This window comes from Streptomyces sp. NPDC048441, from assembly GCF_043200235.1.
Classification (GTDB): domain Bacteria; phylum Actinomycetota; class Actinomycetes; order Streptomycetales; family Streptomycetaceae; genus Streptomyces.
In genome coordinates this window covers 589,277-613,286 of record NZ_JBICXM010000003.1, presented here as the reverse complement: position 1 = coordinate 613,286, position 24,010 = coordinate 589,277, and the positions used below count along the sequence as shown (strand labels likewise).

The following is a 24,010-nucleotide window of genomic DNA, read 5'->3' as shown; positions in this document are numbered from 1 at the left end:
TCGTTCCTAGCGTTCCACGCATCTGTGCGTCAGTGCGTACGAAAAAACTGCGCCCCCCAGGCTAGAACCTGGGGGGCGCAGCATCCATTCCGGGCCTGCTGAGACGCGCGGTGTCAGCTCTCGGGGCGGTCCTCCGGGGCCACCTCGATGCCGGCCGCGGGCGATGCGTCCGTCGTGCCTGCGGTCACCGCGGGCGTGGAGCCGTTCGCACCGTTCGTCAGTGACAGCTCCCTGGGGGAGAGCACCGGCGGGCGGGTCGAAGGCGTACGCCGCGAGGAACCGGTCCACGCCGGGCGGGCCGGGCGCTTCACGAGACCTGCGAAGACCTCGGCGATCTGCTCCTTGTTCAGGGTCTCCTTCTCAAGGAGCTGGAGGACCAGGTTGTCGAGAACGTCGCGGTTCTCGACGAGGATCTCCCAGGCCTCGTTGTGCGCGGTCTCGATGAGCTTCTTGACCTCTTCGTCGACCAGCGCCGCGACCTCTTCCGAGTAGTCGCGCGGGTGACCCATCTCGCGGCCCAGGAACGGCTCGGTGTTGTCGCCACCGAACTTGATCGCGCCGAGCCGCTCGGTCATACCGTACTGCGTGACCATGGCCCGTGCGGTCGCGGTGGCCTTCTCGATGTCGTTCGCCGCGCCCGTCGTCGGGTCGTGGAAGACGAGCTCCTCGGCCGCGCGCCCGCCCAGCATGTACGCGAGCTGGTCGAGCATCTCGTTACGCGTGGTCGAGTACTTGTCCTCGTCGGGCAGGACCATCGTGTAACCGAGGGCCCGTCCGCGCGACAGGATCGTGATCTTGTGGACCGGGTCCGAGTTCGGAGATGCCGCCGCGACCAGGGCGTGTCCGCCCTCGTGATACGCGGTGATCTTCTTCTCCTTGTCCGACATGATCCGCGTCCGCTTCTGCGGACCCGCCACGACGCGGTCGATCGCCTCGTCCAACGCGTGGTTGTCGATCAGCTTCCTGTCGCCGCGCGCCGTCAGGAGCGCCGCTTCATTCAGCACGTTCGCCAGGTCGGCACCGGTGAAGCCCGGCGTGCGCCGGGAGACCGCGCCCAGGTCGACGTCCGGGGCGACCGGCTTGCCCTTCTGGTGAACCTTGAGGATCTCCAGACGGCCCAGCATGTCCGGACGGTCGACCGCGATCTGCCGGTCGAAACGGCCGGGGCGCAGGAGCGCCGGGTCGAGGATGTCGGGGCGGTTCGTGGCGGCGATCAGGATGACGCCGCCCTTCACGTCGAAGCCGTCCATCTCGACGAGCAGCTGGTTCAGCGTCTGCTCGCGCTCGTCGTGACCGCCGCCCATACCGGCACCGCGGTGCCGGCCGACGGCGTCGATCTCGTCGACGAAGACGATCGCCGGGGCGTTCGCCTTGGCCTGCTCGAAGAGGTCACGCACACGCGAGGCGCCGACACCGACGAACATCTCGACGAAGTCGGAACCGGAGATCGAGTAGAAGGGGACGCCGGCCTCACCCGCGACAGCGCGCGCGAGGAGCGTCTTACCCGTACCGGGCGGGCCGTAGAGGAGCACGCCCTTGGGAATCTTGGCTCCGACGGCCTGGAACTTCGCCGGTTCCTGGAGGAACTCCTTGATCTCGTGGAGTTCCTCGACGGCTTCGTCCGACCCGGCGACGTCGGAGAACGTCGTCTTCGGGGTGTCCTTGGTGATGAGCTTCGCCTTGGACTTCCCGAACTGCATGACGCGGGAGCCGCCGCCCTGCATCTGATTCATCAGGAACAGGAAGACGACGACGATGAGTACGAAGGGGAGCAGGGAAAGCAGGATGCCGACGAACGGGTTCTGCTTCGACGGCGAGACGGTGTAACCGTCCGGGATCTGCTTGTCCTGGTACTTGTCCTGCAAGGTCTTGGCGATGGCGACACCCTGGTCGCCGATGTAGCTCGCCTGGATCTTGCTGCTGTCCTTGACCTTCTGGCCATCCTTGAGCTCGACCTTGATGGTCGACTCGTCACCGGTGGTGATCTTGGCGGACTCGACCTTGTTGTCGTTGATCGCCTGAATTACCTGGCCGGTATCCACCGTTTTGTAGCCGCCGGACGAACCGACGACCTGCATCAACACGACCACGGCAAGGACGGCCAGCACGATCCACATGACTGGCCCACGGAAGTATCGCTTCACGTCCATCCATACGGAGCGATGACGCCCCGTCCCTCCTGCCATAGTGAGTTTGATAAAGACTGTTCTTCGGACGGTACCCCAGCATTGTCACCCGGAGCCGCACGGGACGGCTGCCAAACCCGCCTTCGCATCCTCCAACGCCGGGAAACGGGTGAGGGTTCCCGGCCGCCTCCGTGGAGTTGGCCGGGAGGCCGGGTCTCAGCCGCCGTAGACGTGCGGAGCGAGCGTGCCGACGAACGGCAGATTGCGGTACTTCTCCGCGTAGTCCAGGCCGTACCCGATGACGAACTCGTTCGGGATGTCGAAGCCGACCCACTCCACGTCGATCGCGACCTTGGCCGCCTCGGGCTTGCGCAGCATCGTGCAGACCTTCAGCGACGCGGGCTCGCGCGAACCGAGGTTGGTGAGCAGCCAGGACAGCGTCAGACCGGAGTCGATGATGTCCTCGACGATCAGGACGTGCTTGCCCTTGATGTCGGTGTCCAGGTCCTTGAGGATCCGCACCACACCGGAGGACTGGGTGCCCGCGCCGTACGAGGACACGGCCATCCAGTCCATGGTGAGCGGGGTGGACAGCGCACGCGCCAGGTCCGCCATGACCATCACTGCGCCCTTGAGCACTCCGACGATCAGCAGGTCCTTGCCCGCGTACTCCGCGTCGATCTTCGCGGCCAGCTCAGCCAGCTTGGCGTCGATCTCTTCCTTGGTGATGAGCACCGACTGAAGGTCGGTGCCCATGTCTTTCGCGTCCACCCGCATCACTTTCGGTCGTCCGTCCCACCGGCTGCGCGGAGGCCAGGAGCCCCTCGGTCAACAGCCTTGCCGGATCACCAGTCTGCCACCCTGGCGCTGGGCGACGACTTTGCCCGGGAGATTGATGGCCCCCTGACCGCGCCAGCCCGTGATCAGCCGGTCGACCTCTTCGAGGTGCCGGGCGAACAGAGCACCCGCGGGGGCGCCCGCGTCGATGGCGGCGCGGCGCACGATGCGGCGGCGCACCGCGGGCGGCAGGGCGTAGAGCTTGGCGCACTCCAGGAGACCCGCGGCGTCGCGCACGGAGGCTTCCGCCTGCGCGGCCCAGTGGTCCAGGGCGTCGGCGTCATCCCGGGACAACTGGGCCGTACGGGCGAGTGCTTCCACTACGCCTTTGCCGAGCGCCTTCTCCAGGGCGGGCAGACCTTCGTGCCGCAGCCGGGATCGGGTGTAGGCGGGGTCGGTGTTGTGCGGGTCGTCCCAGACGGGCAGCGACTGGACCATGCAGGCCTTTCGGGCCGTCTGCCGGTCGATGTGCAGGAACGGGCGGCGGTAGCGGCGGTCCGCCCCCGGCCCGCCGGACACGGCGGCCATCCCGGAGAGCGACCGGATGCCGGAGCCGCGGGCGAGGCCGAGCAGTACGGTCTCGGCCTGGTCGTCGCGGGTGTGGCCGAGCAGGATCGCGGCAGCGCCATGGCGCTCGGCGACGGCGTCGAGCGCCCCGTACCGAGCGTCGCGGGCCGCGGCTTCCGGGCCGCCGTCCCTGCCGACGTCCACGGCGACGGACTCGATGGGGTCGAGACCGAGGGCGGTGAGCCGCGAGACGACCTCAGCGGCGCGCAGCTCGGACCCGTCCTGCAGTCCGTGGTCGACGGTGACACCGCCGGCCCGGATGCCGAGCTTGGGGGCCTCGAAGGCGAGGGCGGAGGCGAGCGCCATGGAGTCGGCGCCGCCGGAACATGCGACGAGCACGAGTGGCGATGCCGCCTGCTCGCGGGGAGGGTGGGGAGGAGCGGGGCGTAGGGGGACGTTCTCGGGGGTGCGCGGATTGTCGGTGCGCTGTACGTCGGTCAGTACGTCGTGGAGTACGCGGCGGACCGCCAGGCGTATCGCCGCGACCGCAGGATGGGGACCCATGTCCGGTTCCCTTCATGAAATTCGGGGGTGAGCCTCGGACCTGTCACTCAGGACCACCACTCGGGAGATCGGGCCTCAGGCAGATCTCACGAGGTTAGTCACTCAGAGTGTGTCGATGGTGACAGAGCCGAGCCGATACCCGAGCATTGCACGCCTACCTATGGCTCACGGTCCCTCGGACGGGTGATTGCGGGGGCGTTCTCCTGCCATCGGCCGCAACTCGCTCCCCTACGCCCCTCACTCTCCCTTACGGTGCACCCGCGCGACCCAGTCCGCCGGTTTGGCGATCTCCGCCTTGGTGGGCAGCGTGTTCGGCGAAGTCCACACCCGGTTGAAGCCGTCCATTCCGACCTCGCCGACGACCGCGCGCACGAATCGCTCACCGTCCCTGTATTGGCGCAATTTCGCGTCGAGGCCGAGCAGCTTGCGCAGGGCCTGGTCAAGGCGGCTCGCCCCGCGCGCCCTGCGCTGTTGGAACTTCTCCCGGATCTCGTTGACGGAAGGCACCACATCAGGGCCGACTCCATCCATCACGAAGTCGGCATGTCCCTCAAGGAGCGACATGACGGCCGTGAGCCTGGCGAGGATCTCGCGCTGGGCGGGGGTCTGCACCAGCTCGACGATGGAGCGGCCCTCATCGCCCTCCTCGCCCTCGGGACGACCGCCGGCCAACGACTGGGCCGCTTCCCTGATGCGCTCCAGGACCGTCATCGGGTCGACCTCGGTCTCGGAGAGGAATGACTGGATCTCCCCCTCCAGGTGGTCCCGCAGCCAGGGCACGGCCGAGAACTGCGTGCGGTGCGTCTCCTCGTGCAGGCATACCCAGAGCCTGAAGTCATGGGGATCCACGTCGAGTTCGCGCTCGACGTGCACGATGTTCGGTGCCACGAGGAGGAGCCTGCCGCCGCCGTTCTCCCCCGCCGGGAGGTCGCGGGTGGCCGGGGCGAAGGTCTCGTACTGCCCGAGGACGCGCGAGGCGAGGAAGGAGAGCAGCATCCCCAGCTCGACGCCCGTCACCTTGCCGCCGACCGCGCCGAGCACGGCGCCCCCGGGGCCGCTGCGCCGGTCCTGCATCTTGTCCAGGAGGGGCTTGAGGATCTCCCGGAACCCGGCGACGTTCGCCCGGATCCACCCGGCCCGGTCGACGACGAGCACCGGGGTGTCATGGGTGACCTCGGTGCCCATCCGGGTGAAGGAACGGACGTGCTCCTCCGAGGACTTGGCATGTTTCCGGAGCTCGGCGACGATGGCCCGCGCCTCGTCCCGGCTCACTTCTGGACCCGGCCTCACTAGCCGCGTCGCGGTCGCCACCGCGAGATTCCAGTCGACCATCTCCGCACCACCGATGCTCGTCATGCGTCAACGGTACGTGGTCGTGTCCGGCTGCGGAGGGGGTTGCACCCGGAGCTTCCCCGGGTGGCGCCCCTAGGGGCTCTCCTGCCCCGCCTGCCCTGCTGGGGGTCCGGGGCCCGTCGGGAGAACACGGCCCTGCGGCCGACTGCCGCGCCGTCGTGGCTGGTCGCGCAGTTCCCCGCGCCCCTTCGGGGCGCTACCCGGCGCTGCTAGCTACACCCGCACCCCGCCACCGCCGACGCCATGTGGTCGAGCGCCGCCTGTGCTCCCTTGGGGTCCGTGGTGCCTGTGGTCATGAAGGCGAAGACCAGTAGGCGGCCGTCCGCGTCCACGACCGTGCCCGCGAGGGTGTTCACGCCCGTCAGGGTGCCTGTCTTGGCGCGTACGACGCCCGTGCCCGGGGAGTCCTTGGGGTAGCGGTCGACCAGCGTGCCCGTGAAGCCGGCCACCGGCAGGCCCGTCACCACCGAGCGCAGCTCCGGGTGGGCGGGGTCGGCGGCGCGGGCCAGGAGCGCGGCGAGCAGGTCGGCGGAGTTGCGATCGGCGCGGTCCAGGCCGCTTCCGTCGGCGAACTTCGTTCCGGCCAGCGGCAGCTCGGCCTTCTTGAGCTGAGCGTCGATCGCCTTGCCCGCGCCGTCGAAGCTCACCGGCTCCTTGGCCGCGAGCGCCGCCTGGCGGGCAAGGGCCTCCGCGATGTCGTTGTCGCTGTGCGTCAGCATCCGCTCGACGAGGGCCGAGAGTGGCGGGGACTCGACCTTGGCCAGGGACTCGGCTCGGCCGGTCGCCTTGGACGGGCCGGGGTCCTTACTGTGCTTGGCGTCCTTGGACTTGCCCTCCGCGCCCGTCTCGATGCCCTGCTCCTTCAAGAGCTCCGCGAACTTCTTCGCCGCGTCGCCCGCCGGGTCGCCCGTGCGCGGGGCAGGCCCGCTGGAGGAGTCGTCGAGGCGGCCCTCGTCGGCCATCAGGGCGCTGACCAGGGTGAGGTTCTCGTTCGGGCCGATGGGGTGCTGCTCGGGCCCTTCGTAAAGAGAGGTGTCGTACGACAGGGTCACCTTGTCGGCGCCGCGGTCCTTCAGAGCGCGCGCGGTGTCCTTGGCCAGCTCGCGCAGACTCGCGGCGCTCTGCGCGTAGGGACCGTCCTTGCGGGCGGTGAGCGTGGGGTCGCCGCCTCCCACCAGGACGACGTCCTTCGAGTCCGGCTCGATGACCGTCTTCGTGGTGATGCGGTGGTCGGCACCCGCCGAGGTCAGCGCCGCGACCGCCGTGGCGATCTTGGTGGTGGACGCGGGCGTCAGGGTGTCGCCGCCGCCCTTGCCGTAGACCTGCTTCCCCGTGCCCGCGTCGATGACGACAGCCGTCCGCTCGGAGCCGAGCGCCTTGTCCTTCAGGAGGGGGTCGAGGACACCCGCGAGCGCCTTGCCGTCAGGCGCGGGCGCGGAGCCACCGTGCGCGGAACCGGCGGGAGCGCCGAGCCCGCTGAGCACGGAGGGGGCGCTCGGGGCGGCCGCAGGCGCTCGTCCGGACGTACGAGCGCCGTGATCTGCGCCACCCCCGCTCTCCTGGGAAGCGGCCCAGTCGCGCTCGGCCGTACGCTGACCGGAGGAGTCCCAAGGTCCTGCCGCGGCGACCGCACCGGCCGCGATCGCGAGTCCGACAGTCGCCGCACCCGCTGTGAGCTGCCATGTCTTGAGCTTCGCCGGAGATTTGAGAGCGGCGGGGAGCTGAAGCGCCGAAGGCTTCGGAAGCTTCCCCACCAGCTCCCGAACCTGCTGCCGGGTCTGTTGCCAAGGCTTGAGCTCGGGCACGACGACCAGCCCCTTTCGCGATCACACATCTGCGTGAGGGACACTTAACCACCCGAAGTATGTGCTGATCATGGAGGAGCCACCCGTGGAGTTCGACGTCACCATCGAGATTCCGAAGGGTTCGCGGAACAAGTACGAGGTGGACCACGAGACCGGCCGGATCCGTTTGGACCGTCGCCTCTTCACGTCGACCAGCTACCCCGCTGACTACGGCTTCGTCGAGAACACCCTCGGCGAGGACGGTGACCCGCTGGACGCCCTCGTCATCCTGGACGAGCCGACCTTCCCGGGCTGCCTCATCAAGTGCCGCGCGATCGGCATGTTCCGGATGACCGACGAGGCGGGCGGCGACGACAAGCTGCTCTGCGTCCCGGCATCGGACCCCCGCGTGGAGCACCTGCGCGACATCCACCACGTCTCCGAGTTCGACCGCCTGGAGATCCAGCACTTCTTCGAGGTCTACAAGGACCTGGAGCCCGGCAAGTCCGTCGAGGGCGCCGACTGGGTCGGCCGCACGGACGCCGAGGCCGAGATCGAGAAGTCGTACAAGCGCGCCGAGGCCCAGGGCCACTGAGCGCCCCCGCCCCGCCTCGAACGGGCCGCGTGATCTCCACAGAGACCACGCGGCCCGTTCGCGTATCTGTGCGCATACTGTTCGTACTGGAGGTGCGCACGGTTCGTATGTGGGAGCGAGGCAAGGAAGAGTGACTGACCAGGAGGACGAGGACCGCAAGCCACAGTCGGATGAGGCACGCAGCGCGTTCACCCAGCCCACCGGCGTAGTGCCACAGTCGGCGGCGCCCGAGGACGAGTCGCAGACGACCTCCGAGTTCTCGGTCCCGACCGGTCTGCCGAACCTCTCGCCGAACCTTTCTTCGACCACGCAGGAGACCGAGAAGTCGGCGTTCACCACGCCGAACACCTACAGCTCCCGCAACGCTCCGGCCGCCTTCACGCCCCCGCACGGCATCCCCCTGGTGAAGCTCACCAAGGAGACGCCCTGGCAGGACCAGATGCGCACGATGCTGCGTATGCCGGTCGCCGAACGGCCCACTCCGGAGGCGTCACAGAAGCACGAGGACGAGACCGGGCCCGCCGTGCCGCGCGTGCTCGACCTGACGCTGCGTATCGGCGAGCTGCTGCTCGCGGGCGGCGAGGGCGCGGAAGACGTGGAGGCGGCCATGTTCGCCGTCTGCCGCAGCTACGGCCTCGACCGCTGCGAGCCGACCGTGACGTTCACGCTGCTCTCGATCTCGCACCAGCCGTCCCTGGTGGACGACCCGGTCACGGCCTCCAGGACGGTGCGCCGCCGTGGCACCGACTACACCCGGCTCGCGGCCGTCTTCCACCTGGTGGACGACATCAGCGACACGGACACCGACATCACCCTCGAAGAGGCCTACCGCCGCCTCGCGGGCATCCGCCGTAACCGCCACCCCTACCCCGGCTGGGCGCTCACGGCGGCCAGCGGGCTGCTCGCGGGCTCGGCGTCCGTACTCGTCGGCGGTGGCGCCCTGGTCTTCGTGGTCGCGGCGATCGGCGCGATGCTCGGCGACCGGCTCGCCTGGCTGTGCGCGGGCCGCGGCCTTCCGGAGTTCTACCAGTTCGTGGGGGCGGCGATGCCGCCCGCGGTGATGGGCGTCGCGCTCAGCCTCATACATTCCCAGGAGGTCAGGGCCTCCGCGGTGATCACCGGTGGGCTCTTCGCGCTGATTCCGGGGCGGGCCCTGGTGGCCGGCGTCCAGGACGGCCTGACCGGCTACTACATCACTGCGGCCGCACGGCTCCTCGAGGTCGGCTACCTCATCGTGGGCATCGTCTGCGGCGTCCTGATGGTGCTCTCGCTCGGCGTGATGCTCGACGCGACGAGCCTGAAGCCGGAGACGACGTTCCTGGACGTCCCGTCGCGCCCGGTGATCCAGATCCTGGCGTCGATGGCGCTGAGCCTCGCCTTCGCGATCCTGCTCCAGCAGGAGCGGCACACCGTACTGATCGTGACGCTCAACGGCGGGATCGCCTGGGTCATGTACGGGGCGCTCGCGAACACCTCGATCGAACTCTCACCGGTCGCGGCGACGGCGATCGCCGCCGGGCTCGTGGGCCTGTTCGGGCAGCTCTTCTCGCGCTACCGATTCGCCTCTTCACTGCCGTACGTCACCGCGGCCATCGGCCCGCTGCTGCCCGGTAGCGCGACGTACTTCGGTCTGCTCGCCCTCGCCCAGAACGACATGAACACGGGCATCAACTCGCTCACCAAGGCGGTCGCCACCGCCCTGGCCATCGCGATCGGCGTGAACCTGGGCAGCGAGGTCTCGCGCCTGATCCTCAAGATCCCGGGCGCGACCTCCGCGGCGAACCGCCGTGCGGCGAAGCGGACGCGCGGCTTCTAGGAGTACGTGGCGTCAGCGCTTCGCGTGACGGCCGCGCGACGCCGGGCTCTCCCCGGGGGTGTCGCCCTCGGCCGCGGCAGCCTTCTTGGACTTGCTGCGCGCCCGCAGGAACTCGATCGCGATCGGCACCACCGAGATCAGGACGATCAGGATGAGGATCGCCTCGATGTTCTTGTGCACGAACTCGATGTTGCCGAGCCACGCGCCGAGCATCGTGACGCCCGCGCCCCAGAGGACGCCGCCGATGATGTTGAACGTGATGAACGAGCGGTACTTCATGCCGCTGACGCCCGCGATGATCGGCGTGAACGTCCGCACGATGGGCACGAAGCGGGCGAGGACCAGGGACTTCGGGCCGTACTTCTCAAAGAAGTCGTGCGCCTTGACCACGTTCTCCTGCTTGAACAGCTTGGAGTCCGGGCGGTTGAAGAGCGAGGGGCCGACCTTCTTGCCGAAGAGATAGCCCGCCTGGTCGCCGAGGATCGCGGCGACGCAGACGAGGACGACACAGAGCCAGAGCGGAAAGTCCAGCTGCTTCGTCGTGATCAGCAGGCCCGTCGTGAACAGCAGCGAGTCGCCCGGCAGGAAGAAGCCGATGAGCAGGCCCGACTCGGCGAAGACGATCGCGAGCAGGCCCCAGATCCCGAACGTGTTCAGGAGGTAATCCGGATCCAGCCAGCTTGGTCCGAGCGCAAGCGTCGTCACTGTTCCGGGCTCCTGAGGGTGAGAGGGCGATGCGGCGGGGGTGGCCGGGTGGCCGCCCAAAGCTATCAACGCGAGGTGACGTGCCCAGGTTCCACCGCTCTGCCCAGAGTGCACTGTGCGGCATCAGGGACAAAGCTGTGTGCCATGGGTATCGAAGATTTCGGCGGCGGCACCGATCCGCACTCCGACGTACTGGTCGTGACGACGAACGACGTACCGGGCTACCGCGTACAACAGGTTATCGGTGAGGTCTTCGGCCTCACAGTGCGCTCCCGGCACTTGGGCAGCCAGATCGGCGCGGGGCTGAAGTCCATGATCGGCGGTGAGCTGAAGGGCCTCACCAAGACGCTGGTGGAGACCCGGAACCAGGCCATGGAGCGCCTCATCGAGCAGGCACGCGCGCGGGGCGGCAACGCGGTCCTGATGATGCGGTTCGACGTCACGGAGGCGGCGGACGTGGGCACGGAGGTGTGCGCGTACGGGACCGCGGTCGTGATCGCGCAGGAGCAGTAGCCGTAAGCCCGTAACAGGAGCAGCGGTAAGGGGCACCCGGCATGGCCGGGTGCCCCTTACCGGTGACCGATCAGCTGTTCCGCGCCGCGTTCGCAAGGATCGCGTCCCGCATGTAGACCGCGAGCCCAGGCCGGATGGCCTCATAGGTGGCCGTGAACCGCTCGTCCGCCACGTACATCTCGCCGAGGCAGGTGTGGATCGCGTACGTGCAGTCGTAGTGGAAGCGGCAGATGAAGCCGCGGTGTTCCTCCGCGACGTCCATCGCGTCCGCGGAGTCCGCGGGCAGGCCCTGGACGAGCAGGTCGCCCATGCGCGCGTGGACCGCGGTGAGCTCGTCGTTGATGCGCTGCCAGTCCTCCTTCGTGTACGAGGCGGCCCTGCGCTGCGACTCCTTGTACCCGTCGGTGTGACCCCAGCGGCGCTCGACCTCCTCCGCGTACTGGTCGGGGTCGTGGTCCCCGAAGACCTCGAACTTCTCCTCGGGCGTGAGGTTGATGCCCATCTTCTTCGCCTCCATGGCGGTCTCGACGGCGGCGGCCATCTCCTGGAGCTTGGTGATCCGGGCGGTCAGCAGCTCGTGCTGGCGGCGCAGATGCGTGCGCGGGTCCGTATCCGGGTCGTCCAGGAGGGCCGCCACCTCGTCGAGGGGGAAGCCGAGCTCCCGGTAGAACAGGATCTGCTGCAGCCGGTCCAGGTCGTCGTCGCAGTAGCGCCGGTGGCCCGCATGGCTGCGCTCGCTGGGCACGAGCAGGCCGATCTCGTCGTAGTGGTGCAGCGTGCGCACCGTCACTCCGGCGAACCCGGCGACCTGTCCCACGGAGTAGCTCACGGCTCCCGCCTCTCTCTCGGTACGCGTTCCAGCCTGAGTCCTCACGTCACGTGAGGTGCAAGTGCAGACCCCGGCAGCCGCCCATATCCTCGCCAACAGGAACAGAAGACCTCAGCCACGAGGAGCACGAGGAGACCGCCCATGCCGCTCCACCACAGCGATGGCCCGAACGGCGGCTCCAAGGAGCACACCCTCGCGGTGAACCCCTTCTACGGAGAGGCCAACCCGGTCAGCGGCATGACCGAGGCCCCGCCCAAGCACCGCCTCCCGGACGGGCCGCTGCCACCCACGACGGCGTACCAGCTGGTGCACGACGAGCTGATGCTCGACGGGAACTCCCGCCTCAACCTCGCGACCTTCGTCACCACGTGGATGGAGCCGCAGGCCGGCGTCCTCATGGCGGAGTGCCGGGACAAGAACATGATCGACAAGGATGAGTACCCGCACACCGCCGAGCTGGAGCGGCGCTGCGTGGCGATGCTCGCCGACCTGTGGCACGCGCCCGATCCGGCGGGCGCCGTCGGCTGCTCGACGACCGGGTCGAGCGAGGCGTGCATGCTCGCCGGGATGGCGCTCAAGCGCCGCTGGGCCAAGGCCGAGCGGAACATCGACCGCTATCCGTCCCCCACCGCGCGCCCCAACCTCGTCATGGGCGTCAACGTCCAGGTCTGCTGGGACAAGTTCTGCAACTTCTGGGAGGTCGAGGCCCGCCAGGTCCCCATGGAGGGCGACCGGTTCCACCTCGACCCCGAGGCCGCGGCCGAGCTCTGCGACGAGAACACGATCGGTGTGGTGGCGGTGCTCGGCTCCACCTTCGACGGGTCGTACGAGCCGGTGGCCGAGCTCTGCGCGGCCCTGGACGACCTCCAGGAGCGCACCGGGCTTGATATCCCCGTGCACGTCGACGGCGCGTCAGGCGCGATGGTGGCGCCCTTCCTCGACGAGGACCTGGAGTGGGACTTCCGCCTTCCGAGGGTGGCGTCCATCAACACGTCGGGCCACAAGTACGGCCTGGTCTATCCGGGCGTCGGCTGGGCGCTCTGGCGGGACGCGAACGCGCTGCCGGAGGAGCTGGTCTTCCGGGTCAACTACCTCGGCGGTGACATGCCGACGTTCGCGCTGAACTTCTCCCGGCCGGGAGCGCAGGTCGTCGCGCAGTACTACACGTTCCTGCGCCTGGGCCGCGAGGGCTACCGCGCCGTCCAGCAGGCCGCCAGGAACGTCGCCCGCGGCCTCGCGGAACGCATCGAGGCACTCGGCGACTTCCGGCTGATCACCCGGGGGGACCAGCTGCCGGTGTTCGCCTTCACGACGCTCGACGATGTGAAGGCGTACGACGTCTTCGACGTGTCCCGGCGGCTTCGCGAGCGCGGCTGGCTGGTTCCCGCGTACACCTTCCCGGCCCACCGGGAGGATCTGGCGGTCCTGCGCGTGGTCTGCCGCAACGGTTTCACAGCCGACCTCGCGGAACTCTTCCTCGCGGACCTGAGCAGCCTCGTGCCCGAACTGCGGAACCAGCCGCACCCGATGACGCGGGACAAGGACGCGGCCACCGGGTTCCACCACTAGGGCCTCTCCATAGAGCCCTTCCCAGGTGAGCTCAGCGGGGCTTCTCCCCGGCCGCGAACGGGTTCTCCTCGCCGTCGCCGAGTACGCCCACGAACGGTTCGCCCTCGCCGGCGAACGTGTACGCACCGCCCTCGATCCGCTTGATCAGGCCGCGCGTCCACTCCACGCCCCCGTCGGCCGTATGGACCCAGAGGTTCATGATCTCGCCGATGTGCCCGAGCTGCTCCGGGCCGTCCTCGGGCGTGTAGTACTCGGTGACGGACCTGCGCCACTCCTCGATGCCCCGCACCCGCTGCTTGAGGAGTTCGACCGCCTCGCCGCGGGGCAGGTCGACGATGAAGCCGAGCGCCGCCGCGAGCATGTCGGGCCGCTGGTCGTACGAGATCAGGTTGGACCGGAGCAGGCTCAGGTACTCCTCGGTGCCCGCCCGGGTGATCTCGTACTCCGTGCGCGGCGGCCCGCCCGCCGTCGACGGGGCGACCTCGTGGGCGAGCAGCAGGCCTTGCTTCGCCATCTGCTTCAGCGCGTGATAGATCGAGCCGGGCTTGGCGTTGGACCACTCGTGGGCGCCCCAGTACTCCAGGTCGTTGCGCACCTGATAGCCGTGGGCCCGTCCGTGCTGACGGACGGCACCGAGGACCAGGAGCCGGATCGCCGACATGAGAGCCACCTCCCCTTCTAGCCTAATCAATTTTGATTAGGCTAGCGGCACCGCGGAGATCCGAACGAGAGGCCCTAGCCCCAGCTCTCGCCCCGCTCCAGGGCCACCAGCTCGAAGGCGGTCTTGCCGTCGAGCGTCTCGCGGATGATGTCCGCGTGGCCCGAGTGCCGCGACATCTCGGTGATCAGACGGAGCAGCACCCACCGCATCGATACGTCCTCCTTCGGGAACCACGGCTGGTCGGGCAGCCCGAAGGTCTCGTCGAGGGTGGGCAGCGAGCGGATGAACTCCTCGGTGCGGTCCGCGACTTGGCGCCAGTACGCGAGCGCCGCATCGACCGTCTCGCCCTCGACCAGGCGGAAGCACTCGTCCCAGTTCGCCTCGGTGCGCTCGACCGCCGGGTCGACACCCTTCGCCCGCGAGATCCAGCTCTCCTCGACCTCCGCGGCATGTTTGAGCAGCCCGGAGAGCGAGAGTTCGCTGGCGCTCGGCTTGGTGCCCGCCTGCTCGTCGCTCAGGCCGATCAGGGCCCGCCGGATACCGCCGCGCTCGGCGTCGAGGAAGGCGAGCAGCGCGCCGCGCTCGTCGCCGGGGGCTTCTGCGTTGACGTGGGTGACCATGAGGTCCGCCTCTCCGAGCCTGTGGAGCCTGCCGGGCTTTCCGACACCACGAACGTTACGGACCCTTGCGGTCAGCTTCTGTCCGCAAGGGTCCGGGAGTTTCCTGACGTACGCAGCGGCAGGGTTCTCAGAATTCTCAGAACGGGAAGCGCGACCGTCCGTGCTGTACCGAGATCCACTTCTGCGTGGTGAACGCCTCCACCGTCGACTCGCCGTTGAGACGTCCGACGCCCGAGTGCTTCTCGCCGCCGAAGGGCACGATCGGCTCGTCGTGCACCGTGCCGTCGTTCACGTGGAACATGCCGCTGTTGATCCGCCGCGCGAACCGCACGCCCCGCTCGACATCGGCGGTGTGGACGGCGCCACTGAGGCCGTACGGAGTGTCGTTGGCCATACGGACGGCCTCTTCCTCGCCGTCGAAGGGCACGAGCAGCGCCACCGGGCCGAAGATCTCCTGGTGCAGGACCGGGGAGTCGGCCGGCAGGTCCGTCAGAACGGTGGGTGCCACCAGGTTGCCGTCGGCACGGCCGTGCAGGAGCGCCTTCGCGCCCGCGGCCACCGTCTGGTCGACGACCTTCGAAACCGCGTCGGCCTGCGAGGAGTTGATCAGCGGGCCGATGTGGGTCGCCGGGTCCGCCGGGTCGCCGACCGTCAGGGACGCGACCTTCGCGACGAACTTCTCGGTGAACTCCGCCCGCAGCGACTCGTCCACGAGGATGCGGTTGGCGGCCATGCAGACCTGGCCCTGGTGCACGAAGCGGCTGAAGACCGCCGCGTCCACCGCGTAGTCCACGTCCGCGTCGTCCAGGACGACGAGCGCGCTGTTGCCGCCGAGCTCGAGGATGGACCGTTTGAAGTTCGCCGCGCAGACCGTGGCGACATGGCGGCCGACGCGGTCGGAGCCGGTGAAGGAGATGACGCTCGGCACCGGGTGCTCGATGAACGCGTCACCGATCTCGGCGATGTCGGTGATGACCACGTTCAGGACACCGGACGGAAGCCCCGCCTCCTCGAACAGCTTCGCAAGGAAGCTGCCGCCCATCACGGGCGTGTTCTGGTGCGGCTTGAGCACTACCGCGTTGCCCAGGGCGAGCGCCGGGGCGACCGTCTTGAGGGAGAGCAGGAGCGGGAAGTTGAAGGGGCTGATGGCCCCGACCACGCCCACCGGGACGCGGTAGAGGCGGTTCTCCTTGGTGTCGTCGGGCGACGGCATGATGCGGCCCTCGGGCTGGAGCGCCACGTGGACGGCCTCGCGCAGGAATTCCTTGGTGAGGTGGATCTCGAAGGCGGCCTTGAGCCGGGTGCCGCCCAGCTCGGCGACGATCGCCTCGGATATCTCTTCCTCACGGTCCTCGATGATGCGCAGGGCACGCTCGAAGACGGCACGCCGGGCGTAGGGGTTGGTCGTGCCCCACGCCTTCTGCGCGCGCTCGGCCGCTCGATAGGCCTGGTCCACCTCGTCGGCCGTCGCGACGGTGATCGACGCCAGCTTCTCCCCGTTGTACGGATTGAAGTCGATGATGTCCCAGGATCCGGATCCGGCCTTCCACTCACCGTCGATGTACTGGTGAGCCAGGTCAGTGAAGAAGGACATGAGACCCCTTGCCGCAGACTGTGCAGACATCTGATTTCACGTCATCGTACTGACGTTTCAGGTCAGTTGGAGTAGACCGCGGAGAAGATCGCGGCTATCGGCCGGATTCGGGCTGTCGCTCTGCAACTGACCGACCACCCGCTCGTACTGGCCGACTTCCTCGGCCTTGTCGAGATACAGGGCTCCGGTCAGCTGCTCCACGTACACCACGTCGGAGAGGTCCGACTCCGGGAAGCGCAGCATCGTGAACGCTCCGCTTTCGCCCGAGTGCCCACCGAAACTGAACGGCATGACCTGAAGAGTGACATTCGGCCGTTCGGAGATGTCGATTAGATGCTGAATCTGACCACGCATCACTTCCCGGTCCCCGTACGGGCGTCGGAGTGCCGCCTCGTCCAGTACGCAGTGGAAGCGGGGCGCGCGCTCGGAGATGAGCAGCTTCTGGCGCTCGAGGCGCAGCGCGACGCGGCGCTCGATGTCCGCCTTGCTCGCGCCCTTCATGCCGCGCGCGACGACCGCGTGGGCGTACGCCTCCGTCTGCAACAGGCCGTTGACGAACTGGACTTCGTAGACGCGGATGAGTGAAGCGGCGCCTTCGAGACCAACGTACGTTTGGAACCAGCCCGGCAGGACGTCCGAGTAACTGTGCCACCAGCCAGCGAGGTTGGCCTCCTTGGCGAGTGAGAGCAGGGCGACCCGCTCGGCCTCGTCGGTGACGCCGTACAGCGTCAGCAGGTCCTCGACATCCCTGGACTTGAAGCTCACCCGTCCCAACTCCATGCGGCTGATCTTCGATTCGGATGCGCGGATCGAGTAACCGGCCGCTTCACGGGTGATGCCGCGCGATTCCCTCAGGCGCCTGAGTTGCGAGCCAAGGAGCATGCGCCGTACGACCGAGCCGCTCGACTCCCCTGCGGTCACTTCGCTCAATCCTCCCCATCACTTGGAAGCCAGCAGTCTGCCATTAAACGCTTCAGGCCGTACACGTTCGGTTACAGAAACGGAAAGCCTTCGGAAGTCCTCCACAAGAAGTCGTAGGAAGAAATGGGCAAGAAGTGGCACGGGAACGACCAATTCCGGCGCGTGCACGTGCATCTGCCCTTGCATCTGCTGTACGCATTCGGAACCATGGTCCGCGCGCCACCTCTGTACCACCGCCGTACCCAGCCGTATCTAGCTGTGCCTAGCTGTACCGACCGCGCCACCGCTCCATCGCTATGACCGCGAAACCGGGGAGTGCCTCGCATGGGGACGAATGGATCGACCATGCTCGAGCCGTTACGGCAGGGGCTTCCCCCACTCGACCCCTCAGCGGTCACCAGCGCGGCATCCTGCTCTCTGCCCGCCCGCTATGAAGCGGTGGGCAGCGCACGGCAGTTCACCCGCAAGACGCTGAGCCAGTGGGAACTGGAAGAGCGCTTCGACGACATCGCCCTCGTCGTCTCCGAGCTGGTCACCAATGCCTTGAGGCACGCGCTGCCGTCCGACACCCCGCGCGAACAGGGCCCGCCGGTGCGGCTGCACTTGATGCGCTGGACCTCGCGTCTGGTGTGCGCGGTGCGCGACCCCAGTGACGACAGCCCGGTAGCGCGCGAGACGGACGACGACTTCTCGGCCGAGTCGGGCCGCGGCCTTTTCCTGGTGGACTCGTTCAGCGACAGCTGGGGCTGGCACCCGCTCGCGGGCGCGCTGCGGGGCAAGGTCGTGTGGGCGCTGTTCCAGCTGGCATAGCGAGCGGCCGAGTCAAGGAGTAGCGGTCGGCCGGCCAGCGGGCCGAGTCAACGAACAGAGGGGATGAACCACCTGATAGGTGGTCAACCACCAATCAGGCCGTCGAACTCCCCGTCCTTCATGCCGAGCAGCATCGCTTCTATCTCCGCACGCGTGTAGACGAGCGCCGGCCCTTCGGGAAACCGCGAGTTGCGTACGGCGACATCGCCGCCCGGCAGTTTCGCGAACTCCACGCACGCGCCCTGCGAGTTGCTGTGCATGCTCTTCTGCCAGACCACCCCGTGAAGCTCCGTGGCCGCCATGCCGTTAAACACGTGGTGCACAGGTCGCTCCCCGGTGGTGCAGTGCCCGATGTGGCTCTAGATGCAGTGGTCAACTGTTCCGGATCATAGCTGTGTTCACATGCGGATGCATGGGCAGATGCACGTGCACGCGGGGTGTTCCCTTGGTTACAGCTCTGTCAGCACGTTCAGCGCCTGCCCAGGCCTTCGCATGGCATTCACATGTCACGCGACGAGTCGAGTCCCGCACTCCCCCGTCCGCCCGTCCCCGTCCTCGTACTAGGAAGAGACGCGTACGGCGCCCTTCGTGTTCCACAGTCCTCGATTGTTCCGCGAGACGGGGACGGGGGATGGGAGACGCGTTCAGCGAGGCGAGCCGTACGGAAGCAGCGCCATCTCCCGGGCATTCTTGATCGCCCGCGCGAGCATCCGCTGCTGCTGAGCCGAGACACGAGTCACCCGCCGGGAGCGGATCTTCCCCCGGTCCGAGATGAACTTGCGGAGCAACTCCGTGTCCTTGTAATCGATGTACGTGATTTTCGCCTGGTCCAGTGGGTTGGGACGGGGCTTCTGATCGCGCGGAGAGAGCTTGCGGGGGGACATTCAGACCTCCAGGAGGGTGTCGAAGGCGGGCGGCAGGTGTTTCCAGGCGTCGCGCCCGGCGGCGTACTCCTCGTCGGTCAACAGGCAGGACTCCAGGACCTCTTCGAGCCCCTCGCGGTCGAGTCCCGGCGAGGTGAAGACCAGATGCTGGCAGCAGTCGCCGTGCTCCGGATGCCAGTCGAGTGCGGCCGCGGCCCGCCGCACCGGCGGCACCATCTCCCATGCCGCGTCCGGCAGCGAGGCCAGCCACGGCCCCGCGCTCTCGACGCAGAGCGCGCCGCCCGCCGCGTCCCAGCCGAGCAGCGTGTCCGGGTGGTCCGCCAGCCAGAAACGGCCACGGCTGCGGGCCGCCGCGCAGGTCAGGTCCTCCAGAGCCTGGTAGAGCCGCTCCGGGTGGAAGGGCCGGTCCCGGTGCCATACGAGGGTGGCGACCCCGGCCTCGTCGGCGTCGATCGGCAGCAGCGCGCAGGACGGATGCTGGGCGGCGGCTGCTGCTTCGACGTCGAACCCGCCGAGTGCGGCGCCCGCCAGGTGCCCGTAGGGGCCTCCATGAAGATCCCCTTGACCGCTGATCGGGACCTGACGGGCAGTCGGGTGGAGCTGAGCGAGGAGCGCACGATCCTCGTCGTCGGCTTCCGGGGAGTCCGCGATGGCGATCACCGGGGCGTACTCGAGCTGTCGGGCCCACGTGTCGGCGACCGTGCGCTGATCCGTGGCGGCAGCGGCGAGCCCGGCCTCCATGAGGTCGTCGCCGTTGCCAAGGCAGGGCAGGAGGAGGGCCGGGTCGACGGCCGTGATGACGCCGCTCAGCCGCAGGCCGGGGAGGCCTGGGGGGCACTCGTGCGCCGTGATCACCTCGGCCATCGCCTTGGGCTCGACCGAGTCCCACAGCTCGACGACCGCGAGCCGGGTGAGCCCCGATGCCGCGAGCCGTTCGAGCTCGGGCACGAGGTCCTCGCGCAGGGCGCAGCACGCACAGTCGTTGACCAGCGGCGCCTCGCCGGTGGAGAGCACTCCGGTCGCGTCGCGCACCGTACGTACGACTGTGCCGTGCACGGCCGTCGCCAGGTCGTGATGGAGCGCCACGCTCCCCGGGACGGTGGCGAGTAGCCGCTCGACAGTCTGCTTCCGGGCGTCGGAGTGCAGGCCGCCGACGATCGCGATGTCCATCGAGTTCGTCGAGTTCGTCAAGTTCGTCGAGTCCATGGAGCTCATCGCGTGCCGAAGCGGCGCTCGGAGCGTTCCACGCGGCCCGCCGTGTCCAGGACCTTGGCCGTGCCCGTGTAGAAGGGGTGGCTCGCGGAGGAGACCTCGACGTCTATGACGGGGTAGGTGCGGCCGTCCTCCCAGTCGATCGTCTTCTCGCTGGTGGCGGTGGACCGGGTGAGGAAGGCGAAGCCGGAGGACTTGTCGCGGAAGACGACGGGGCCGTACGGCGGGTGGATGTTCTTGCGCATGACGGTCAGCGCTCCTCTCGGAAATCGACGTGGCGCCCGACGACGGGGTCGTACTTGCGCAGGGTCATGCGGTCGGGGTCGTTACGGCGGTTCTTGCGGGTCACGTACGTGTAGCCGGTGCCTGCGGTGGACCTGAGTTTGATGACGGGGCGGAGTTCGTTGCGAGCCATGACGCTAGTATATGAAAATGAATGCCGTTTTCAAAACGGTTCCACAGGGGATCGCAGGGGATCCCTTCCCCGTCCCCATGACCGAGAGGTGCGTCACCATGTCCGCCCACTGCCAGCTGACCGGCGCCACGCCGGGCTTCGGCAACCAGATCTCGCATTCGCACCGGCGCACGTCACGCCGGTTCGACATCAACGTCCAGCGCAAGCGCTACTGGCTGCCGAGCGAGGGCCGCCACGTACGGCTGCGGCTCAGCACCAAGGGCATCAAGACCGTCGACTCCATCGGCATCGAGGCCGCCGTCGCCAGGATCCGTGCGCGGGGAGTGAGGGTCTGATGGCCAAGAAGAGCAAGATCGCGAAGAATGAGAAGCGGCGCGAGATCGTCGCGCGGTATGCCGTACGACGGGCCGAGCTGAAGGAACTCATCCGTCGACCCGGGACCGGCGAGGCCGAACGGGACTCCGCCCAGGCGGAGTTGGCGCGTCAGCCGCGGGACGCGAGTGCGACGCGCGTACGCAACCGGGACAGTGTCGACGGTCGTCCGCGCGGATACGTGGGGAAGTTCGGCCTTTCGAGGGTGAAGTTGCGTGACCAAGCGCACGCCGGATTCCTCCCCGGGGTGCGCAAGTCGTCCTGGTAGCTTGGCGCGCGATCCACTGACCTGTCCTATAGGGGGAAATCCAGTGCGCACGCACGTCCGGAACGTACGTATCGGTGCCGCGGCGGCGGGTCTTGTCGCCGCCCTTGTCCTGACCGGTTGCAGCAGTGACGGCGATGACGGTGGGGACGGGGGCAAGGACAAGAGCACGGCGGGTTCGTCCGCCGGCTCCGATGGGTCCGGGACGCCGGACGAGGGCGGGTCCGATTCCGATTCCGGCGCCAAGGACGGCAGCTCCGATGGCAGTTGGGTCACCACCGCCGACGGGAGTCCGCTCGCGCTGGTCATCGCCGGGAAGCAGGCGACGCTGCTCGGCGAGAACGTGCTGTGCAGCGGGACCGCCGGTGGCGATGCGATCCAGCTCAAGTGCGTCAAGGGCGGGTCGGACCGCACCGAGGGCAAGGTCGAGTCGGTCAACAGCACGTCGATGACGGTCTCTTGGACCGGCGCCGGCACGGACCAGTTCAAGAAGACGGAGGGCGGGAAGCTGCCGGAGGGGCTGCCTACGGCGGGGCTTCCGCAGTCCTGAGTAGTTCTCCGTAGTTGTCTGTAGTTGTCTGTAGTTCTCTGTAGTGCGGTCAGCGGGCCGTGGGACCCTTGGGGTCCTGCGGTCCGTTGTCTGTTTGTGCGGCTGCTTGTGAGGCTGTTTGTGAGGCTGTTTGTGAGCCGTCCACCAGCATGGGCGGTGGCGTCGTGTCCAAGGCGTCCGAGAGTTCCTCGAGGGTCGTGAGGAGGAGCCCCGCTCCTCTGCGTACGACACGGTCGGGCACCCCCTCGCCGTCCCACTCGTCGAGGGCCTTGCGTACGGCGTCCCACTTCGGGATGCGGCGTTCACGTACCGCCTTCGCGCCCTCCTCCGTCGACTTGCGCAGGGTCTCCGCGAGGCGGGCCGCCGCGGGGACGGGGGTCGCGTCGCGGTCCGGGAGATGGGCCTCCATCAGCATGGCCACGCGGCCCAGTTGGGCGAGGGTCTCCTCGGCGTCGGCCGCCGCCGCGCGGGAGAGGCCGCGGTGGCGTACCGGTTCGTGCTTGGCTCGGGCGGTGGCTTCCTGCCAGGCGATGCGGGCGTCGCGGGCTGCGAGGAGTGCCCCGCGGACGTCCGGGCACGACTTGCCCACGGGGTCGGCGTAACGGCCGACGACAGCGGCGGCGTAGCGGCCGTCCGCGACCAGCCAGGCGGCCAGGCGGTTGCGCAGGCGCGGAGTCTCCCAGGCCGGGTAGACGGCGTACGCGATCATCGCGAGGACACCGCCGAGGAGGGTCAGCACGACGCGTTCCGGCACGGTCTGCGTCCACTGCTCACCGCCCATGCCGAGCAGGAACACGACGTACGCGGCCACACAGGCCTGGGCGGCGACCTGCCCTGTGCGCATCAGCAGGTACATCATCCCGGCGCTGAAGATCGCGAGTGCCGCGGAGAGCCCGGTGTCGGGGTGCGCCAGCTGGACCAGGCCCGTGGCGAGGGCGACGCCGACGAGGGTGCCGCCGAAGCGGGCCACCGCGCGGGAGTACGTCTGCGAGAAGTCCGGGCGCATCACCATGACGGAGGCCATGGGGGCCCAGTAGCCGTGGCCGAGGGGGAGCCAGGTGCCCAGGAGGTAACCGGCGGCGGCCACCGCCGTGACGCGGATCGCGTGGCGGGTGACGGGAGACGCGTGGCCTTGGCTGAGCTCGGCTCTCATGGCGCGGAGGGCGGCGGGGAAGAGGGCGGGGAAGGTGGGGCGGAGGAGGGGGGTGGGTTGGGTGGGTTGGGTGGGAGTGGGTTCCGTGGGGGTTTTTGGGGCGTCCGGGGATGCCTCGGGCTCGGGCTCGCGCTCGGGCTCAAGCTCGGCCTCAGGAGGCTTGCCCGCCGTTTCGACTACGTCTCGCAGCAGCGCCGCCAGGCGTCTCGCCGCTCTGTGCGCCGGGCCCGTGAGGATGGATCCGGTGTCCGGGGTCTTGAGGGTGGCCACCGACTCGGGCGGGATCTTCACCGGTTCGCCGTGCCGGATCGCCCTGGCCGCCGCGTCCAGGATCGAGCCCGCCGCGGCCAGGATTTCGCGTACGCGGTCTCGTTCGGGGCCTTCTTCCGGTACGCCTACGGCCGGGTCGGCCAGGGAGGCGAGTACGGGGCGGATGCGTTCCGCGAGGCCGCGGGCGCCGTGGAGTTCGGCGGGGCGGGTGCGGGCCTGGCGCGGGGTGACCGTCGCCGCGTCGCGGGCGGCCATCAGGGGTTCCGGGTCGAAGTCGGCGAGGGGATCGTGGCGCAGGCGGCGGGCGTAGTCGGCCTCCGCTGCGAGCGCGTCCGCCAGGGCGTCTCGGTGGGCGCCCCATCTGCGTACGGGGAACAGGACCGCGAGGGCGGCCTGGATCGCGCCGCCGACCACCATCATCGCGGAGTGGCCCGCCGCGTCGGCGAGGGAGCCGGGGAGGGTGACCGTGACCAGCATGATCGCGACGTTCGACGAGGCGATGATGCCGATGGTCGGGCCCGCGGCCCAGCTCAGGCCGGAGAGGAAAGCCCAGAGGGCGAGGAGTGCGAGGAAGAGGAGTGTGTGGGAAGCGGTGAGGTAGCCGAGGAACGTGGAGAGGGCGAGGCTCGTGCCGGAGGCCAGCGCGAGTTCCGGGCGGGGGCGCCAGCTGCGCTGGAAGGTGGCGATGGCTGCCTGGTAGGCACCGAACGCCGAGCTCGCGGCCACGGCGGGCCCGAAGAGGGTGAGGCTCACGCCGATCACGATGGCCAGGCCGGCTGCGCCGCGGAGGGCGATGAGGGGTTCGAGGCGCTTCCGCTCGACGGTCAGGCCCGAGCGGGCGGTCTCCTTCAGCGCTCGGAACCAGGTCACTCTGTGATGATACGGGGCACTTTTCGCCACTCGTGGCTATCAGGGAGCTACTCGGGCTTATCGGGCAATCTCGGTGCTCCCGGCACTCTCGGGGCTCTCGGTGCTCGCGGCACTCTCGGTGCTCGCGGTGCTCGCGGCGCTCCCGGCGCTCCCGACGCTCTCGGCGCTCCCGGCACTCCCGGCACTCCCGACGCTCCCGGCACTCCCGGCACTCC

At 68.7% G+C, this 24,010-nt stretch carries 25 protein-coding genes; 8 read left to right on the top strand and 17 right to left on the bottom strand.

Features of this window, described 5'->3' with window-relative positions; all coding sequences use genetic code 11:
• Positions 1–113 precede the first annotated feature (113 nt).
• From ftsH to dacB, 5 genes are all read right to left on the bottom strand, one after another.
• Entirely contained in the window at positions 114–2,150 is a 2,037-nt protein-coding gene (gene ftsH / locus ACGFSB_RS10740; protein ID WP_393397041.1) for an ATP-dependent zinc metalloprotease FtsH, read from the bottom strand.
• A gap of 192 nt (positions 2,151–2,342) precedes the next feature.
• Positions 2,343–2,903 carry a hypoxanthine phosphoribosyltransferase gene (gene hpt, locus ACGFSB_RS10735; protein WP_393396872.1) on the bottom strand — a complete coding sequence of 187 codons (561 nt, stop codon included), beginning with the start codon at positions 2,901–2,903 and terminating at the stop codon, positions 2,343–2,345.
• 51 nt (positions 2,904–2,954) lie between these two features.
• On the bottom strand, positions 2,955–4,034 hold the full coding sequence (tilS, locus tag ACGFSB_RS10730; RefSeq protein ID WP_393396870.1) for a tRNA lysidine(34) synthetase TilS: 1,080 nt from the start codon (positions 4,032–4,034) through the stop codon (positions 2,955–2,957).
• A gap of 237 nt (positions 4,035–4,271) precedes the next feature.
• Entirely contained in the window at positions 4,272–5,390 is a 1,119-nt protein-coding gene (locus tag ACGFSB_RS10725; protein WP_393396868.1) for a zinc-dependent metalloprotease, read from the bottom strand.
• A 206-nt stretch (positions 5,391–5,596) separates the two neighbouring features.
• A complete protein-coding gene (gene dacB, locus ACGFSB_RS10720; RefSeq protein WP_393396866.1) occupies positions 5,597–7,192 on the bottom strand; it encodes a D-alanyl-D-alanine carboxypeptidase/D-alanyl-D-alanine-endopeptidase in 1,596 nt (531 codons plus the stop codon).
• An 85-nt stretch (positions 7,193–7,277) separates the two neighbouring features.
• On the opposite strand from dacB, the gene ACGFSB_RS10715 reads away from it, so the two are divergent.
• A complete protein-coding gene (locus ACGFSB_RS10715; protein WP_351172006.1) occupies positions 7,278–7,766 on the top strand; it encodes an inorganic diphosphatase in 489 nt (162 codons plus the stop codon).
• 130 nt (positions 7,767–7,896) lie between these two features.
• On the top strand, positions 7,897–9,582 hold the full coding sequence (locus tag ACGFSB_RS10710) for a threonine/serine exporter ThrE family protein (RefSeq protein WP_393396864.1): 1,686 nt from the start codon (positions 7,897–7,899) through the stop codon (positions 9,580–9,582).
• A gap of 12 nt (positions 9,583–9,594) precedes the next feature.
• On the opposite strand, the gene ACGFSB_RS10705 is transcribed toward ACGFSB_RS10710, so the two are convergent.
• Positions 9,595–10,287 (bottom strand): DedA family protein, encoded by a 693-nt coding sequence (locus tag ACGFSB_RS10705; protein WP_393396862.1) that lies wholly within the window; start codon positions 10,285–10,287, stop codon positions 9,595–9,597.
• A 144-nt stretch (positions 10,288–10,431) separates the two neighbouring features.
• On the opposite strand from ACGFSB_RS10705, the gene ACGFSB_RS10700 reads away from it, so the two are divergent.
• Complete coding sequence (locus ACGFSB_RS10700) at positions 10,432–10,800, top strand: YbjQ family protein (RefSeq protein ID WP_344518213.1); 369 nt, start codon at positions 10,432–10,434, stop codon at positions 10,798–10,800.
• 70 nt (positions 10,801–10,870) lie between these two features.
• Here the strand turns inward: ACGFSB_RS10700 and ACGFSB_RS10695 are convergent, their stop codons facing one another.
• Positions 10,871–11,629, bottom strand: a complete 759-nt coding sequence (locus ACGFSB_RS10695; protein ID WP_393396861.1) for a MerR family transcriptional regulator — start codon at positions 11,627–11,629, stop codon at positions 10,871–10,873.
• Positions 11,630–11,770: 141 nt separating this feature from the next.
• Between ACGFSB_RS10695 and ACGFSB_RS10690 the strand changes: the two genes are divergently transcribed.
• Positions 11,771–13,198: a glutamate decarboxylase gene (locus ACGFSB_RS10690; protein WP_393396859.1), complete on the top strand. Its 1,428-nt coding sequence runs from the start codon at positions 11,771–11,773 to the stop codon at positions 13,196–13,198.
• A gap of 31 nt (positions 13,199–13,229) precedes the next feature.
• On the opposite strand, the gene ACGFSB_RS10685 is transcribed toward ACGFSB_RS10690, so the two are convergent.
• The 4 genes from ACGFSB_RS10685 to ACGFSB_RS10670 form a co-directional block, all read right to left on the bottom strand.
• Positions 13,230–13,859 (bottom strand): PadR family transcriptional regulator, encoded by a 630-nt coding sequence (locus tag ACGFSB_RS10685; RefSeq protein WP_393396857.1) that lies wholly within the window; start codon positions 13,857–13,859, stop codon positions 13,230–13,232.
• 74 nt (positions 13,860–13,933) lie between these two features.
• A complete protein-coding gene (locus ACGFSB_RS10680; protein WP_393396855.1) occupies positions 13,934–14,479 on the bottom strand; it encodes a DinB family protein in 546 nt (181 codons plus the stop codon).
• 136 nt (positions 14,480–14,615) lie between these two features.
• Positions 14,616–16,073 (bottom strand): aldehyde dehydrogenase family protein, encoded by a 1,458-nt coding sequence (locus ACGFSB_RS10675; protein ID WP_393396853.1) that lies wholly within the window; start codon positions 16,071–16,073, stop codon positions 14,616–14,618.
• A 57-nt stretch (positions 16,074–16,130) separates the two neighbouring features.
• A complete protein-coding gene (locus ACGFSB_RS10670; protein ID WP_393396851.1) occupies positions 16,131–16,994 on the bottom strand; it encodes a helix-turn-helix domain-containing protein in 864 nt (287 codons plus the stop codon).
• Positions 16,995–17,318: 324 nt separating this feature from the next.
• On the opposite strand from ACGFSB_RS10670, the gene ACGFSB_RS10665 reads away from it, so the two are divergent.
• Entirely contained in the window at positions 17,319–17,804 is a 486-nt protein-coding gene (locus ACGFSB_RS10665; RefSeq protein WP_393396849.1) for an ATP-binding protein, read from the top strand.
• Positions 17,805–17,887: 83 nt separating this feature from the next.
• On the opposite strand, the gene ACGFSB_RS10660 is transcribed toward ACGFSB_RS10665, so the two are convergent.
• From ACGFSB_RS10660 to rpmG, 5 genes are all read right to left on the bottom strand, one after another.
• Positions 17,888–18,127, bottom strand: a complete 240-nt coding sequence (locus ACGFSB_RS10660) for a DUF397 domain-containing protein (RefSeq protein ID WP_393396847.1) — start codon at positions 18,125–18,127, stop codon at positions 17,888–17,890.
• Between the two features lie 321 nt (positions 18,128–18,448).
• Entirely contained in the window at positions 18,449–18,688 is a 240-nt protein-coding gene (rpsR, locus tag ACGFSB_RS10655) for a 30S ribosomal protein S18 (RefSeq protein ID WP_393396845.1), read from the bottom strand.
• Complete coding sequence (locus ACGFSB_RS10650) at positions 18,689–19,894, bottom strand: CobW family GTP-binding protein (RefSeq protein WP_393396843.1); 1,206 nt, start codon at positions 19,892–19,894, stop codon at positions 18,689–18,691.
• 5 nt (positions 19,895–19,899) lie between these two features.
• Positions 19,900–20,145, bottom strand: a complete 246-nt coding sequence (locus ACGFSB_RS10645) for a type B 50S ribosomal protein L31 (RefSeq protein WP_393396841.1) — start codon at positions 20,143–20,145, stop codon at positions 19,900–19,902.
• A gap of 5 nt (positions 20,146–20,150) precedes the next feature.
• Positions 20,151–20,315, bottom strand: a complete 165-nt coding sequence (gene rpmG / locus ACGFSB_RS10640; protein ID WP_003999141.1) for a 50S ribosomal protein L33 — start codon at positions 20,313–20,315, stop codon at positions 20,151–20,153.
• Between the two features lie 98 nt (positions 20,316–20,413).
• Here rpmG and rpmB point away from each other — a divergent pair, with 98 nt between their 5' ends.
• From rpmB to ACGFSB_RS10625, 3 genes are read left to right on the top strand one after another with little or no spacing between them, the layout of a single operon-like run.
• Positions 20,414–20,650 carry a 50S ribosomal protein L28 gene (gene rpmB / locus ACGFSB_RS10635; RefSeq protein WP_393396839.1) on the top strand — a complete coding sequence of 79 codons (237 nt, stop codon included), beginning with the start codon at positions 20,414–20,416 and terminating at the stop codon, positions 20,648–20,650.
• Positions 20,650–20,955 (top strand): 30S ribosomal protein S14, encoded by a 306-nt coding sequence (gene rpsN, locus ACGFSB_RS10630; RefSeq protein WP_393396837.1) that lies wholly within the window; start codon positions 20,650–20,652, stop codon positions 20,953–20,955. The genes rpmB and rpsN overlap by 1 nt, the downstream gene beginning before the upstream one ends.
• 43 nt (positions 20,956–20,998) lie before the next feature.
• On the top strand, positions 20,999–21,502 hold the full coding sequence (locus tag ACGFSB_RS10625; RefSeq protein ID WP_393396835.1) for a hypothetical protein: 504 nt from the start codon (positions 20,999–21,001) through the stop codon (positions 21,500–21,502).
• A 49-nt stretch (positions 21,503–21,551) separates the two neighbouring features.
• On the opposite strand, the gene ACGFSB_RS10620 is transcribed toward ACGFSB_RS10625, so the two are convergent.
• Positions 21,552–23,795 carry an FUSC family protein gene (locus ACGFSB_RS10620; protein ID WP_393396833.1) on the bottom strand — a complete coding sequence of 748 codons (2,244 nt, stop codon included), beginning with the start codon at positions 23,793–23,795 and terminating at the stop codon, positions 21,552–21,554.
• Positions 23,796–24,010 lie beyond the last annotated feature (215 nt).